The following is a 14,807-nucleotide window of genomic DNA, read 5'->3' on the forward strand; positions in this document are numbered from 1 at the left end:
AACCTTTGGGATTGCCGTTTTCTTTGCTGTCAGTACTCGGAGTTGACGATGACTTCTTCACCGTACGCCCCGGCGTTTGGCAGCGGTTTGTAGGTGGAGTTTGAAGCCCGTAATACGCGGATGCCGCGCGCGCCAATGTCATGGGCGGCGGTAATATCATTGTCGGAATCACCGTAGAAGACTTTGATATTCTTCTCTTTCAGCCACTGAACCTTGGTGTTTTGTCCGGCTTTGTCACCGGCAAAAATAACCGGATTCATGTTAGCGGCCGGGATCAGGAAATCGTCCTGCAACGTTTTGCTGACGGTTTCGGTTTTGGTCTGGCTGCGGCCGGTGACGAACCAGATGCTGTCGCCGCGTTTGACATGCATGGCAATCAACGCACGCGCCACTTCTTTCGGGATGCTGAAATCATCCCAGCCGTTGTTCATCTTTTCCCAGAATTCCGGATTCTTCAGGTAGTCTTCACTGTCAGGGGAAAAGGTCTTTTTACCGCGCCAGAAGCCTGGGCTTGAGAACAGCACGGTATCATCAATATCAAATCCGACGGACATCGGCGCCCGGCCCAACAGACTGTTTTCAATCTGCGCCACGGAAACCCAGTGGATCGGCGCCTGTTCGGCAAGCTTCGCGACATTTGTGCCAATGTAGAGTGGAGAGGGTGACGACGCATGAGCGTCAACAACGGTGCTGTTTATCGTAAACAACAAGCAGATAGCGCTGAGCGCTAATGAAACCTTGCGCATATTTATCCCTAAAAATCCGACTGTTATCACTAAAAAGCAAATGGGAAGTCAAAAAAGCATTCTGACCATAACCGCGAAAGGTAATGAAGGAAAGGAATATCTGGAAGGAATATCATAGAAAAAGGTGATGATCACACTCACGAAAAAACTCACCCAGTAGGGTAAGATTTGGCTCTTCCACAATGAAAGAGCCGAAAGTAAGTAAGTACTTACATTACTGCAGAGAACGCCTGTGCCACACGCTGCACGTTACGGGAATTAAGGCCCGCCACGCACATACGGCCGCTGGCGATCAGGTACACGCCAAACTCTTCACGCAAACGCTCAACCTGAGCGGCGCTCAGGCCTGTATAGCTGAACATACCGCGCTGTTGCAGGAGGTAGTCAAAATTACCGTCCGGCATCTCCTGCTTCAGCACGTTTACCAGCGCCTGACGCATCTCCAGGATGCGGGTACGCATGGCTTCAACTTCGCCCAACCACGAGGCTTTCAGCGCAGCGCTGTTCAGCACAGCCGATACCACCTGCGCACCGAAATTCGGTGGACTGGAGTAGTTACGGCGCACGGTCGCTTTCAGCTGGCCCAGCACGCGCCCTGCGGTTTCGCTGTCTTCACAGACCACGGACAAGCCGCCAACGCGCTCACCGTACAGCGAGAAGATTTTGGAGAATGAATTACTGACCAGCACCGGTAGACCGGCGCTCGCAATGGTGCGGATAGCGTACGCATCTTCTTCCATACCTGCACCAAAGCCCTGATAGGCGATGTCGAGGAACGGGATCAGGTTGCGCGCTTTCAGCACTTCCGTTACCGCATCCCACTGGGCGTTGGTGAGATCAGCCCCGGTTGGGTTGTGACAGCACGGATGCAGCAGCACGATGTCTTTTTCAGGCAGCGTATTCAGTTTTTCCAGCAGCGCTTCGAAACGCACGCCGTTAGTCTGTTTATCAAACCAAGGGTAAGTACTTACTTCGAAGCCAGCGCCTTCAAATATGGCAATGTGGTTTTCCCACGTCGGGTCACTGACCCATACGTTTGAACCCGGGAAGTAGTTTTTCAGGAAATCGGCCCCGACTTTCAGCGCACCCGAACCGCCGAGCGTCTGGATGGTCGCCACGCGTTTTTGTTGCAGAACCGGATGGTCAGCCCCAAACAGCAGCGGCGCAATCCCGTTGCGATAGGCGTTTAACCCTTCCATCGGCAAGTATACCGACGCACCGTGCGGCTGCGCATTCAGCTGCGCTTCGGCTTCGGCAACAGCTTGTAATTGCGGGATAATCCCATCTTCGTTGTAATAAAGGCCGATGCTGAGATTCACTTTGTCACTACGGGGATCGTCTTTGAATTTTTCCATCAGCGAAAGGATGGGATCGCCAGCGTAGGCGTCAACGTTCTGAAACACAGGTGGATTCTCCAGAGTTTTCGGGGCAGGGATAAACACAATAAACCGGATGTACCTTGAAGATCGAGAGCCAAGGGTAAAAAGACTCTGCCATTTGTCATCCGGCTTCTCCCGTCGCCCGTTACCCCATCAGGCAAATAGTGGTCCCCCCCGTTCCTCCGTAGTCTGAATCCTGCGCAACCGCGCAATGACCACCTTGAGGAATACATTATGGATTCGCAATTTATTGGTTCAGTGATTAACGCTCTGCCTCTGGAGCATATGATTGGCGGCCCACTGCAGGCGATGATTAAAGCCCAAGTCCAGGCCAGCAAGTCTTACGCCGATTTTCTGCTGTCGGTGTGTATTAAAGATGGAAAAGCCGTGGCGATTGAATTCGACTACGACGAAACGCTGGTCGATGAGCAAGGTGTCAATAAAGGTAGTGTAACGCGAAAAATGAGCATCCCGTTGCTGGCGGCAATTGCCCATCCCATTATCTGTATTGAGGAAGGCACCATTGACTTCGAGCTTGAAGTCAGCCAAAGCGAAGCCAGTTCAAGCAGCACAGAAGCAGAAGCCACTGTGGAAGCGTCCATTGGATGGGGTGTTTTCAAAGCAAAAATGACCGGTAAAGTTTCCCATAAATCGGAACAAACACGTTCATCAGATACCCGCGCAAAATATTCCATTCATACCCAGATTAAGCGTCAGGAACCCCCTGAAGCGCTACAACGTGTCATCGAATATCTGACCAACGCCAAAACAAAACCGGTTGCTGCGCAGTAATAGCATCGAATCCTGCGCGCAAGTGCAGTGCAATCTTTTATGCATGAGGCCGCAGCAGGCGGCCTCACTTTAGGAGCTGACTATGTCTTTGAAAAAATGGCTTCGCGGCGACACGGATAAACAACCCGAAAGCAAAGGTAATGATGCGGGACGGGAAAATAATCCGCCCCCATCTAGCCCAAATATGCCTGTTTCGCTTGAGGACATTACACGTGGAATGCAATACGCCGCGACAGCAGCGAACGAGCTTATCGCACAACAATATATGAAAGCGCTGGACCCGTTTTTTGAACCTGATGTCGACGGTTCGCTCATTCCTCGCACGGTCCAGTTGCAACTCGACGAACAACATTATTTCGAACTTCCCCTCGTGGCACTTTCCACACCTCGCGGCCTGATGTTGGAAAAAATGAAGGTCAATTTGACGATTCGTACCGAAAGTATACAAACGGCCACGACTGACTCGGGTGAGAATGAATTTGGCCGTTTTCATGTCAGTCTTTCACCTGCCAGCGACAACCAGGGTGGCCGCGATAGTCGACACGTTGATGTTGAAATGCAATTTACCGCCCTTCCACCACCAGAAAGCGTCATGCGCATCGTTGACGAATACACCAACAAAGTCGTTCCTCGTCCTAAAAATCAGGAGGCTCTATGACACTGAAACAGCCGGAAAGCACTGGCGAAAAAGGCGTGCAGCTGATTTGTCAGTTTGAAGGACTTAGACTCGAACGTTACCGAGATGCCGTCGGGTTATGGACCATCGGCTATGGCCATTTAATTCTGAAAGAAGAGATAAGCAAACTTGTCAAAATAACCACCGGTGAGGCCAAACAACTCTTGCGAAAAGATTTAAAACGGACTGAAGAGGGCGTGAAAAAAATGCTCTCAAGGTGCGTAACACAGAGCCAGTTCGATGCTCTGGTTTCTTTTTCATTTAACCTCGGCGTGGGTAATTTAAAAAAATCCACACTGCTAAAAAAAGTAAATGCAGGTGATATAAAAGCTGCGGCACTTCAATTCCAAAAATGGAACAAAGCCGGTGGAAAAGTATTATCTGGATTAACACGGCGACGTGAAGCAGAAATGAAATTATTCCTCAGTTAAATCTTGATGGCAGGATAAACCATGAACAGACCTTTATTTATGACTAAAACACTGGTGCTGATCACTGCAAGCGTAGCATCTTTATGTGCATTAGCTGAAACACCCGTATCCTGCGAGAATGAGATCGCAGAAACCAATAAGTTTTTAGTACAGCAAGGTGCAGCACCCATCAATAATGTTTCTGATCTCATCAATACCCTACACAGCCTCAATGTCAAAAAGAAACTTCCCGAAAAATATATCTCCTTAGGTACGGCACAAAAATTGGGTTGGTCGGGTAATGATAATGACACCCTCTGGGGGATCAAATCGACAAATGGGAAATGGATCGGTGGCGATTCCTTTCGCAATCAACAGTTGCCCGCTTCTGTCTCATGGCTCAGCGCCGACATTGATGTCGAGCGCGGTTATCGAGGTTACAAGAGGCTGATCTACAGTAATAGTGAACAGCAGCGATACCTCACGACCGACAATTCGCATCATTTTGTAGAACTGACTCCCTGCCAATAGTTGCTCTCACTCCATTCATCCCCCCTGATAAGGCAGGTCATTCAGGGGGATTATTCCGAGGAATAACCCATGACGGATAATTATCTCCCGACAATCATTAGCGAAGCATTATTAGCGTTTTCAGGTTTATTTGGTGGCGTGAGCATTTCTTTTTTTTGGCAACCACAGAGATTACACCAGCACAGTCGGTTTATTGCCGGTGTGATTTTTGGTGGTATCAGCATGGGTGCCGCCGTAGCATTAGGTGGGTTAACCGCCAGATGGTTAAAGATCGATCTTAATCAGGCAGATATCACTTTAGGCTTAGGTTATATACTAGGTGCATTGAGCAATGGGTTAATTGTCTGGATCGCTAACTTTTTCCGCCGACATGAGCAACAGGATATTTTTGACATCGCCAGTATCATTAAAAAAAAGGTGCGAGAGGAACCACTCAAGGCACTCGATATCAACGATAATAAAAACAATGGTGAATAATATGTTTACTTCCGTTGATGGTTGGATTTTGTTGCTTACAATCCTTGTCGACTTAGCCACTTCATTTATTATCTTATTTGGCGCATTTAGCCGCAGAATTCATGCATTACCGGTTTCCTGCAAAATTGGGCTTGCCGCGCTAGCATTTGGTTTGTTCTCTGAAAGTGGCTTGAATATTGATTTCATTTTGACCGGAGCAGATATTCTTAGTGATAGCCTGCCATTCTGGTTAATGCAGGATTTTGGCACTTTATTGGTTATTCTACATTTTTTCGTGATAAAAAGATAAAATACTAAAAAGGCGCAGCATCAGGCAACATATTGCGCCTTTTTTCATGGCAATCACAGTTAAAAACCTTGGGGGATTATAAAATTAATATTTAACTTGTAAAATACTTAAAATAAACCATCGCAGCTTGCGTTCGATTATGTACACGCAACCGATGAAATATACTTTCAAGATGCACTTTCACGGTCCCCGCACTAATGTTCAATTGTCGACTAATCTGCTTATTCGTTCCTCCATTAGCTAATAATCTCAGCACTTCCTGTTGACGCTGACTGAGCGTATTAACGTTGACCGGGTCGGTTCGCTGATTCCGGTTAATCACCGCATGATCAGGAAAACAAACAACCCCTGATAGCACCATGTTAAGAATTTGGCTTATGCTCTCAACCGGTAACTCTTTCGGTATGATTCCCTTCACATTGGGGCGTACGTAGTAGTTAAATATTTTGTTGGTATTTCTTCTTAGCATCACAACGATGGGTAGATCAGGCATATTTATTGTTAGTTCATTGATCCATTGTGAGCAGTCCATTTCTCCATCAATCATCACAACCGTTACAGGTGTTGAAGAAAGGAGCATTTTTACATCATCCAGGCTGTTTGTAGCAATAACGGTACATTCCGGCATGACTCGTTTCAACTCAGTCTTCATACCATGAATGTAGATCGGTAATTCATCGATCATCAAGATATTCATCTTAACCTGCCTTATGGTAATTTTGTTTTTCGATTTACTTCTCTCAGTAATTTTCAAACTTTAGTATGAGTGCTAATTCTAGGATAGTTGAAATTTATTTTGGCATAGGGCAAATGCCATATTCACAATAATTTATTTAAGCATTACTAAACCAATAAGAAGCAATAGCTTAATTATCATGCTTGAGTGATAGTCGCCTGCAATATTTCATAGGATCAACAGCATATTTTAATCAAGGGGAATAATATCTATTGTTAACTGGCATTAATCAATACACTTCGCACAACATCATCTCACACTAATTAAATAACCAATGAGGTTTTTATGACGATATTAACTATATTTTTTTGCGGTACTGGCTCTACTCGTTTCGATGATACCAATGCCAATTATTGCAAAGGTGAACTAGTTTCAACATTGGCTGCAAATAATGAAGGCAGAGAGTTTGCAGAATGGGTCATTATCGACGGTCCTGGTAGCGGTAATCTTCAGGATGACGAATTATGGGTAAAAAGTGGTGAACATTTCGATGTATCGGGAAAATTTCTTGGTCTAGGATGGCAAGAAAATATCCGCCACGCAATCGCCATCATGAAAGGCGAAGTCAATTGGCAGCGTGAGAAATTGACCGAAAAACAATATGAAACGCTTAAAAAAGCAGGTGTCCCTATTCAGGATGTTGAAGTAACTGGTTCATTCTTCTGGCGCCATTATGACTACGGCGATCGCAAAGTCACACAACAGCAACTTCAGCAACAGATCATCAAAATCTACCGCAAAGGACAGGTTTTACCCACACAGGTTAACCTTGTCGGCTGGAGTCGCGGTGGGATCAGCTGCCACATGCTCGCGAATGCCATGCTGCTGGATCCCCTTTTAAACACCATTCCGGTAAATATTTTCGCTATTGATCCTGTTCCTGGCCCACTCAATTTTGACAGCACCAAAACAACACTTGGGAAAAACGTGAAGGAATATGTCGCCTTTTACGCAAGGGATGAACGTTCGAAGGGTTTTACCTGCGTCATTCCTGAGACAGCAAAATCAACAGCCGTCCATGTGTTTCCGATGGCAGGTCGTCATGCCACACTGGTGGGTAATGCCGCTATCGACGGCGAAAAAGGTGCAAAACTGCTGAATGAGCCCGGAACAATTGTTCGTTACTTAGCCGAAACGTGTTTGCAAAAATGGGGGGTAAAACTGCGAAACACACTCAATCTGGATGAAAAGCTACTGCTTAAACTGCATCAAGGAATTAAAAAAAATGAAGACCTGTATCTCAAAATGCATGATTTGTCGTACTCCGTCCTTACCGAAAACGATCAGGGCGAGCGCTACGTCTCGTTGGGTCGTCAGGGGGTTCCCTACTCCGCAATCAGCGGAGGGATATACACGCCACATTCTGGACTCGCGTCCGACTACCTGAACGACACTACGCTGTATGACATTTTAAAATAGTCCTGACAGAATTCGTCCAACATGCGTTCCATGCTGGACGTTTTTTTAGGCTAGGACTCATCCAGATATTTCATCGCAACCCGCGAAGTCAGGCGCGTGATAAGTTCGTAAGCACTCACTTTCGTTATTTCAGCAATACGTTCAACCGGCAGCCCCTCGCCCCACAAAATGACCGGATCACCCGCTTTATCGGTGGATTCTGGGCCCAAGTCGACGCAAATCATGTCCATTGCCACGCGACCCACAATCGTTACTTCCCGGCCATTCACCAGCACCGGTGTGCCAGACGGCGCGGCACGCGGATAACCGTCCCCGTAGCCCATGGCAATTACGCCGAGCCGGGTGTCGCGCTCGCTGGACCAGGTACCGCCGTAGCCTACCGGTTCACCCGCTTTGTGCTCGCGCACGGCAATCAGGTTAGACGTCAGCGACATCACCGGTTTGAAGCCAAAATCGTCGGCCCAGGGCTTATTCTCGAGTGGCGATACGCCGTACAGGATGATCCCCGGACGCACCCAGTCAAAATGCGACTGTGGCCACAGCAGAATTCCACCGGATGCGGCAATTGACCGCTGCCCCGGTTTGGCTTCGGTGAAGGTCAGAAAAATATCGAGCTGCTGTTCGGTCGCACCGCACTCTGGCTCGTCCGCACGGGCAAAGTGGCTGACCACGTTCACCGGCTGGCGCACATTTTTGCACTGGCTCAGGCGCTGATAAAACGCATTCGCTTCTTCCGGGCGCACGCCCAGACGGTGCATGCCGGTATCCAGCTTCATCCAGACGGTGATCGGCTCAGGCAAATCAGCCTGCTCCAGCGCTTCCAGCTGTTCGGGATTATGCACCGCGGTGTGGAAACCCTGAGCGGAAATTAGCGGCAGATCGCTGGCATTGAAAAAACCTTCCAGCAGCAGGACCGGCTGGGTAATGCCGCCCTCGCGCAGATGCAGGGCCTCTTCCAGGCGGGCGACGCCAAAGGCATCGGCGTCGGGGAGCGTTCGCGCGGTCTCCAGAAGACCGTGTCCGTAAGCGTTCGCTTTCACGACCGCAACAAGCTTACTGGCGGGAGCCAGTTCGCGCAGGCGTTGCAGATTGTGTCGCAGAGCGCGGCGGTTAATGACTACAGTTGCCGCTTGCATTTGAATTCCTTAATTAGCGAATCTCCTAAATCATTCGTGTTGCGGGAAGGCGACAAGCCCGCGAGTCCCCGGGAGCTTAGTCAACTAAGCGACCGGGGCGAGCGAGCGCAGTCAACGCACCAGCAGCGCGAAGGATGACGGAGATTTATTCGTCGTCGTATTGCGGGCCCGCATAATTATCAAAACGCGACCACTGTCCGTTAAACGTCAGGCGTACGGTACCGATCGGGCCGTTACGCTGTTTACCCAGAATGATTTCGGCGATGCCTTTCAGGTCGCTGTTCTCGTGATAAACCTCATCACGGTAGATGAACATGATTAAGTCGGCATCCTGCTCGATGGAGCCGGATTCACGCAGGTCGGAGTTGACCGGTCGCTTATCGGCACGCTGCTCCAGGGAACGGTTAAGCTGCGACAGTGCCACCACCGGCACATGAAGCTCTTTCGCTAACGCCTTGAGAGAGCGTGAAATTTCGGCAATTTCCAGGGTTCGGTTATCCGACAACGACGGTACGCGCATCAGCTGCAGGTAGTCGATCATGATCAGGCCAATGCCGCCATGTTCGCGGGCGATACGGCGCGCGCGGGAGCGTACTTCCGTCGGCGTCAGGCCGGAGGAATCATCGATGTAGATATTACGCTTTTCGAGCAGAATGCCCATGGTGCCTGAAATCCGCGCCCAGTCTTCATCATCAAGCTGACCAGTACGAATACGCGTCTGATCGACGCGTGACAGCGATGCCAGGCAACGCATCATAATCTGTTCGGAGGGCATTTCGAGACTGAAGATAAGCACCGGCTTATCCTGCAACATCGCCGCGTTTTCGACGAGATTCATCGCAAATGTCGTTTTCCCCATCGACGGACGCGCCGCGACGATAATCAAATCTGATGGCTGCAAACCGGCGGTCTTTTTATTCAGATCGTCATAACCGGTGTTCACGCCCGTCACGCCATCGTGTGGCTGCTGGAAAAGCTGCTCGATACGCGCCACGGTGGCGTCGAGCACCTCGGCGATATTTTTAGGGCCTTCGTCTTTATTGGCACGGCTTTCCGCAATTTTGAACACCCGGCTTTCGGCCAAATCCAGCAGGTCTTCACTGGTACGGCCCTGGGGGTCAAAACCGGCTTCGGCGATTTCATTCGCCACCGAGATCATGTCACGCACAACCGCACGTTCGCGCACGATGTCCGCATAAGCGCTGATGTTCGCCGCACTTGGTGTATTTTTCGACAGTTCTGCCAGATAGGCAAACCCGCCGCAGGTATCCAGTTGCCCTTCCCGCTCAAGCGATTCCGCGAGCGTAATCAGGTCAATCGGGCTGCCTTTTTCCTGCAAACGCGCCATTTCGGTAAAAATATGGCGGTGCGGACGGGTATAAAAATCTTCTGCTACGACGCGTTCGGCGACGTCATCCCAGCGTTGGTTATCCAGCATTAAACCGCCCAACACCGACTGTTCCGCTTCAATCGAGTGCGGGGGTACTTTCAGCCCAGAGACCATTGGATCGCGGTCACGTGGCTCAGTCTGTTGTTTGTTGAAGGGTTTATTTCCTGCCATAGTGAATGGAGTTACCGGGTTAAAGAGTGGGTCGTAAGATTATCATATCTGATGCCTGATGCCCCTACTAAACGATATGTACGGAGGATGTATGGCAACGCGAATAGAATTTCAGCAGCACGGTGGGCCTGACGTAATCAACGCCGTGGAATTTACCCCAGTGGATCCGAAAGAGAACGAGATCCAGGTGGAAAATAAGGCCATCGGCATTAACTATATCGACACCTACATCCGCAGCGGGTTGTATCCGCCGCCCTCTTTGCCGAGCGGTCTGGGAACGGAAGCCGCAGGCGTGGTCAGCAAAGTCGGCAGCGGCGTGAGGCACATTAAAGTGGGTGACCGCGTGGTCTACGCCCAGTCATCGCTCGGCGCTTACAGCTCGGTCCACAACGTGCCTGCCGATAAAGCCGCCATTTTGCCCGCCGCGATTTCCTATGAGCAAGCCGCCGCCTCTTTCCTCAAAGGGCTGACGGTGTTCTACCTGCTGCGTAAAACCTATGAAATTAAGCCGAACGAACCGTTCCTGTTCCACGCGGCGGCTGGGGGCGTGGGGCTGATCGCCTGCCAGTGGGCGAAAGCCTTGGGGGCTCAGCTGATTGGTACCGTGGGCTCGGCGCAAAAGACGCAGCGCGCGTTACAGGCCGGCGCCTGGCAGGTGATTAACTATCGGGAAGAAAATCTGGTGGAGCGCGTTAAAGAGATAACGAACGGCAAAAAGCTGCGCGTGGTGTATGACTCGGTGGGAAAAGACACCTGGGAAGCATCACTCGATTGCCTGCAGCGGCGTGGACTGATGGTCAGCTTTGGTAATTCCTCCGGCGCAGTCACCGGCGTAAATCTGGGTATTCTGAATCAGAAAGGCTCGCTGTTCGCTACCCGCCCTTCCCTTCAGGGTTACATCACCACCCGCGAAGAGTTAGAGGAAGCCAGCAATGAGCTGTTTTCGCTGATCGCCAGCGGCGTGATTAAAGTAGACGTGGCCGATAGCCAGAAATTTGCGTTGCACGATGCGCAAAAAGCGCATGAAACGCTGGAAAGCCGGGCAACACAAGGGTCGAGTTTGCTGCTGCCGTAATTCTCATTGCCCTCCTAAATAATTCAGGCTGCAGAAAGGCGGCAAATGAGCGAATCCCCGGGAGCTTACATAAGTAAGTGACTGGGGTGGGAGAATGCAGGCAACGCGTCTGCAGCTTGAAGTATGACGGAGGAGAAATTATTAGGGCTTCCTTTGGGAAGCCCTTTTTTTATCGTTCGCTGTATGTAGGGTACAGCGCGATGAATTCGTTATCGCGCTAAGAATGACAGATTTATGACTTACTGCCTACGCTGCCTTTCTCAGGTTGTGACGCACACCGCAAACCCTTAATAGCGCCAGCGATCGTCACGTCGATACGCCGGGACTTTTGGCGTTTTGACCGCCCGGATAATCCACACCACGGCGACGGCAAGCAGCAGCCACGGCAACAATTTGATCATCAGGGCAAACAGGCCACCGACGAACATCAGTGCGGTCGCGACCACTATCGCTGCCAGAATGCCCAGCACGGAGACTCCGGTAACCAGCAACATTACAAAGAATCCGATGATAAATAACAGTTCCAGCATGGCTTTTCCCCTTAAAAAATAACCCACTGCCTTACCATTACAAAAATCATGCCAAAACATATTTCATTGATTTAAAACGAAAACGCCCCACAGAGTTCTGCGAGGCGTGGTCAATCAGACTAACTTTTAGTGTATTTCTTAACGCTTATTCGCCACCAGCTGGAGTGCCTGTTCGAGCACGTCGATATTGGCACCCGCTTTATGTGCGTTTTCACTGAGGTAGCGACGCCACTGGCGTGCGCCCGGAATGCCCTGGAACAGACCCAGCATGTGACGCGTCACGTGGCCGAGATAAGTGCCGTTGCTCAACTCTCGTTCGATGTAGGGATACATCGCGCGAACGACGTCTACTGGATCCGGATCGACGCCTTCAACACCATAAATTTCACGGTCGACTGACGCCAGAATACCCGGATTCTGATATGCCTCGCGGCCCACCATTACGCCGTCCATATGCTGCAAATGCGCGTTGGCTTCGGCCAGCGATTTGATGCCGCCATTAATCGACATCGTCAGATGCGGGAAGTCGCGCTTGAGCTGATAAACGCGCGGGTAATCCAACGGTGGAATTTCACGGTTTTCTTTCGGGCTGAGGCCAGAAAGCCAGGCTTTACGCGCGTGGATAATGAACATCTCGCATTCGCCGTTACCGGACACGGTGTTGATAAAATCACAGAGGAATTCGTAGCTGTCCTGGTCATCAATGCCGATGCGGGTTTTGACCGTCACCGGAATCGACACTACGTCACGCATCGCTTTAACGCTGTCGGCCACCAGCTGCGCATTGCCCATCAGGCAGGCGCCAAACATGCCGTTCTGTACGCGGTCAGACGGGCAGCCGACGTTGAGGTTAATTTCGTCGTAGCCGCGTTCTTCCGCAAGCTTCGCGCAATGCGCCAGTGCAGCCGGATCGCTACCGCCCAGCTGCAGAGCCAGCGGATGTTCCTCCTCGCTGTACGCCAGGTAATCGCCTTTGCCATGAATAATCGCCCCGGTGGTCACCATTTCGGTGTACAGCAGCATGTGACGGGACAACAGGCGCAGGAAGTAACGACAATGCCTGTCCGTCCAGTCGAGCATCGGTGCGATGGAGAAACGGTGCGCAGGATAAGCGGAGGATTGTGTTTCTGGCAGCATGGCGAAGTATTGAGCATCCGGTGGAAAATGGGGCGCTACTATAGCACAAAGAAAATGCGGAGGCGCATGGCCTCCGCGATTGTCAGAATGTCAGGCCTAACTGCACCCGCACCCCAAGTTTGGTCTTCGCCATACAGACCCATCAGGTCGACATACACCGTGCCCAGTGAGGTGAAGCCCACACCGGCGGTGAGCGTCAGCAAATCGGTATGCCACGACAAGCCCGCAGTCACCAACGGTCGGATTTGGTACGTGTCTTTGTAGTGGGTGGTCACGCCGCCGATATCGAACTTACGCGCAATGGCGATGACGTCATCGGAAGCAATCGCTCCTTTCCCCGACACGGTGGAATTCAGGTTTTTGGTTATCCGATCGCTACCGTTCAATTCGGGTGATTTGAGTTAAGGGGCGCGTGATAACGTTGAAATATGCGTCGCCCCTCACTATCTATAGAAGAGATTGTTATTTCCGTGAAGGTTTCCCGTCGTGTGGACCAAAAAACTGTGGTGGATGGTCCACCCATCGGTCCGGGCGGGTCGCGGCATACTCTGGATTCAGCGGATAATATATCCGGTTGTGCTTTTTATTCACTTCTCCGACGACCAGTAACTCCACCTCTTCCTCAGTATTATTGATGAAGGTGTGGCAGACACCGGTGCCTGACGGGAATCCCACGCTGTCGCCCGGTTCCAGCTGCCAGAGGTAGCCGTTGATCCACGCCTGAGGACGGCCTTCAATCACGTAGATAAACTCTTCTTCATCGCTTTCGGCGTGGGGATAGGAGGTGCGTCGGCCGGGTGAAAGCCGTTCATGGTGAATGCCAAGGCGCATCAGGCCCAGCTTGCGAGCCAACGGCGCGCCAACGGAAAACAGCTCTTTGCTATCGGGATAACCGGCGTTATCAGGCTCTTCCAGCTCGCGCCAGTGTCGAATACAGTCTGGTCTTTTCATGGTGTTCCCTCAGGTAGTGATGCGTCAGGTATAGCATACCCTGCAGGTTATCGGCGTTTCGGCCATAACATGATAAAGTAGGCGTTTACTTTACACCCGATTCGAGGCGCCTATGGACCAGACCACTCCACAAGACATGCTCGTGCAGGCCGAAAGGCTTTGCGCACAACGTGGCGTTCGTCTGACACCGCAACGCCTCGAAGTATTACGCCTGATGACGCTGCAGCAAGGTGCAATCAGTGCGTACGACCTGCTGGACCTGCTGAAAGTCAGTGAGCCGCAGGCGAAGCCGCCCACCGTTTATCGCGCGCTGGAGTTTTTACTCGAGCAAGGGTTTGTGCATAAGGTGGAATCGACCAATAGCTACGTGCTGTGCCATCTGTTTGATAAACCGTCGCATACGTCGGCGATGTTTATTTGCGATCGCTGTGGCGTGGTGAAGGAAGAAGCGGCTGACGGAGTGGAAGACATTATGCATACGCTGGCAGCCCGCATGGGTTTTGCGCTGCGTCATAATGTGATTGAGGCGCATGGGCTGTGCTCAGGATGTGTCGAAGTGGAAGCTTGCCGCACGCAGGACTGCTGCGGTCATGACCATACGATTCAAATCAAACGAAAACCTGGTCAGAAGTAAGCCCCCAGAAAAAAGAGTGGGCGGCCATAAGCCGCCCCGAGGGTTGTACTTCCTTGTACGCACGGGTAGTGCGTTTGGTTACCAGCGGTAATCGTTGCGGGTTTCCCAGTCTTTGACCTCGTCCTCGGCCTGATCTTTCGCGTATCCGTAACGTTCCTGGATTTTCCCGACCAGCTGGTCGCGCTTACCTTCGATAACCGTAAAGTCATCATCGGTGAGCTTACCCCATTTCTCTTTCACTTTACCTTTCAGCTGTTTCCAGTTGCCGCCGACTTCGTCTTTATTCATGATCTATTCCTCATCAGTTCGGTGGTGCAGAGTGAAGATA

At 50.8% G+C, this 14,807-nt stretch carries 18 protein-coding genes and 1 pseudogene; 9 read left to right on the forward strand and 10 right to left on the reverse strand.

Going from position 1 to position 14,807, the window contains the following annotated elements:
* Positions 1 to 29: 29 nt before the first annotated feature.
* Positions 30 to 746: an acid phosphatase AphA gene (aphA, locus tag MUU47_RS04260; RefSeq protein ID WP_258964676.1), complete on the reverse strand. Its 717-nt coding sequence runs from the start codon at positions 744 to 746 to the stop codon at positions 30 to 32.
* A 209-nt stretch (positions 747 to 955) separates the two neighbouring features.
* Positions 956 to 2,149, reverse strand: coding sequence for an aromatic amino acid transaminase (gene tyrB, locus MUU47_RS04265; protein WP_258986908.1), 1,194 nt, complete (start codon positions 2,147 to 2,149; stop codon positions 956 to 958).
* Positions 2,150 to 2,359: 210 nt separating this feature from the next.
* Here tyrB and MUU47_RS04270 point away from each other — a divergent pair, with 210 nt between their 5' ends.
* From MUU47_RS04270 to MUU47_RS04295, 6 genes are all read left to right on the forward strand, one after another.
* Positions 2,360 to 2,917 carry a DUF2589 domain-containing protein gene (locus MUU47_RS04270; protein ID WP_258986909.1) on the forward strand — a complete coding sequence of 186 codons (558 nt, stop codon included), beginning with the start codon at positions 2,360 to 2,362 and terminating at the stop codon, positions 2,915 to 2,917.
* Between the two features lie 82 nt (positions 2,918 to 2,999).
* Positions 3,000 to 3,575 (forward strand): DUF2589 domain-containing protein, encoded by a 576-nt coding sequence (locus MUU47_RS04275; protein WP_258986910.1) that lies wholly within the window; start codon positions 3,000 to 3,002, stop codon positions 3,573 to 3,575.
* Positions 3,572 to 4,024 (forward strand): lysozyme, encoded by a 453-nt coding sequence (locus MUU47_RS04280; protein WP_258986911.1) that lies wholly within the window; start codon positions 3,572 to 3,574, stop codon positions 4,022 to 4,024. Before MUU47_RS04275 ends, MUU47_RS04280 begins: the two co-directional genes overlap by 4 nt.
* 21 nt (positions 4,025 to 4,045) lie before the next feature.
* A complete protein-coding gene (locus MUU47_RS04285; RefSeq protein ID WP_258986913.1) occupies positions 4,046 to 4,534 on the forward strand; it encodes a ribonuclease domain-containing protein in 489 nt (162 codons plus the stop codon).
* Between the two features lie 69 nt (positions 4,535 to 4,603).
* Complete coding sequence (locus tag MUU47_RS04290) at positions 4,604 to 5,011, forward strand: hypothetical protein (RefSeq protein ID WP_258986914.1); 408 nt, start codon at positions 4,604 to 4,606, stop codon at positions 5,009 to 5,011.
* 1 nt (position 5,012) lies between these two features.
* Positions 5,013 to 5,300, forward strand: coding sequence for a hypothetical protein (locus MUU47_RS04295; RefSeq protein ID WP_258986915.1), 288 nt, complete (start codon positions 5,013 to 5,015; stop codon positions 5,298 to 5,300).
* Positions 5,301 to 5,391: 91 nt separating this feature from the next.
* Here MUU47_RS04295 and MUU47_RS04300 read toward each other — a convergent pair whose 3' ends face one another.
* Positions 5,392 to 5,997 (reverse strand): response regulator transcription factor, encoded by a 606-nt coding sequence (locus tag MUU47_RS04300; RefSeq protein ID WP_258986917.1) that lies wholly within the window; start codon positions 5,995 to 5,997, stop codon positions 5,392 to 5,394.
* Between the two features lie 324 nt (positions 5,998 to 6,321).
* Here MUU47_RS04300 and MUU47_RS04305 point away from each other — a divergent pair, with 324 nt between their 5' ends.
* On the forward strand, positions 6,322 to 7,455 hold the full coding sequence (locus MUU47_RS04305; protein ID WP_258986918.1) for a hypothetical protein: 1,134 nt from the start codon (positions 6,322 to 6,324) through the stop codon (positions 7,453 to 7,455).
* Between the two features lie 50 nt (positions 7,456 to 7,505).
* Here MUU47_RS04305 and alr read toward each other — a convergent pair whose 3' ends face one another.
* Together alr and dnaB are read right to left on the reverse strand one after the other, a co-directional pair.
* Entirely contained in the window at positions 7,506 to 8,591 is a 1,086-nt protein-coding gene (gene alr / locus MUU47_RS04310) for an alanine racemase (RefSeq protein WP_258986920.1), read from the reverse strand.
* A gap of 145 nt (positions 8,592 to 8,736) precedes the next feature.
* The gene (dnaB, locus tag MUU47_RS04315) at positions 8,737 to 10,152 is read right to left on the reverse strand and encodes a replicative DNA helicase (RefSeq protein WP_110511038.1); all 1,416 of its coding nucleotides are present in this window, start codon (positions 10,150 to 10,152) and stop codon (positions 8,737 to 8,739) included.
* Between the two features lie 91 nt (positions 10,153 to 10,243).
* Between dnaB and MUU47_RS04320 the strand changes: the two genes are divergently transcribed.
* The gene (locus MUU47_RS04320) at positions 10,244 to 11,227 is read left to right on the forward strand and encodes a quinone oxidoreductase (protein WP_258986922.1); all 984 of its coding nucleotides are present in this window, start codon (positions 10,244 to 10,246) and stop codon (positions 11,225 to 11,227) included.
* Between the two features lie 287 nt (positions 11,228 to 11,514).
* On the opposite strand, the gene pspG is transcribed toward MUU47_RS04320, so the two are convergent.
* From pspG to MUU47_RS04340, 4 genes and pseudogenes are all read right to left on the reverse strand, one after another.
* Positions 11,515 to 11,757: an envelope stress response protein PspG gene (gene pspG, locus MUU47_RS04325; protein WP_110511040.1), complete on the reverse strand. Its 243-nt coding sequence runs from the start codon at positions 11,755 to 11,757 to the stop codon at positions 11,515 to 11,517.
* Positions 11,758 to 11,895: 138 nt separating this feature from the next.
* Positions 11,896 to 12,894: a tRNA dihydrouridine(20/20a) synthase DusA gene (gene dusA / locus MUU47_RS04330; RefSeq protein WP_258986923.1), complete on the reverse strand. Its 999-nt coding sequence runs from the start codon at positions 12,892 to 12,894 to the stop codon at positions 11,896 to 11,898.
* Positions 12,895 to 12,932: 38 nt separating this feature from the next.
* Positions 12,933 to 13,280, reverse strand: a pseudogene (locus MUU47_RS04335) (hypothetical protein); the annotation flags it as partial.
* A gap of 76 nt (positions 13,281 to 13,356) precedes the next feature.
* Positions 13,357 to 13,845: a cupin domain-containing protein gene (locus MUU47_RS04340; protein ID WP_258986924.1), complete on the reverse strand. Its 489-nt coding sequence runs from the start codon at positions 13,843 to 13,845 to the stop codon at positions 13,357 to 13,359.
* Positions 13,846 to 13,957: 112 nt separating this feature from the next.
* Between MUU47_RS04340 and zur the strand changes: the two genes are divergently transcribed.
* Positions 13,958 to 14,479 (forward strand): zinc uptake transcriptional repressor Zur, encoded by a 522-nt coding sequence (gene zur / locus MUU47_RS04345; RefSeq protein ID WP_159776629.1) that lies wholly within the window; start codon positions 13,958 to 13,960, stop codon positions 14,477 to 14,479.
* 78 nt (positions 14,480 to 14,557) lie between these two features.
* On the opposite strand, the gene MUU47_RS04350 is transcribed toward zur, so the two are convergent.
* Positions 14,558 to 14,767 carry a CsbD family protein gene (locus tag MUU47_RS04350; RefSeq protein WP_125354113.1) on the reverse strand — a complete coding sequence of 70 codons (210 nt, stop codon included), beginning with the start codon at positions 14,765 to 14,767 and terminating at the stop codon, positions 14,558 to 14,560.
* Positions 14,768 to 14,807 lie beyond the last annotated feature (40 nt).

Source organism: Scandinavium hiltneri, assembly GCF_024764835.1.
GTDB lineage: Bacteria > Pseudomonadota > Gammaproteobacteria > Enterobacterales > Enterobacteriaceae > Scandinavium > Scandinavium hiltneri.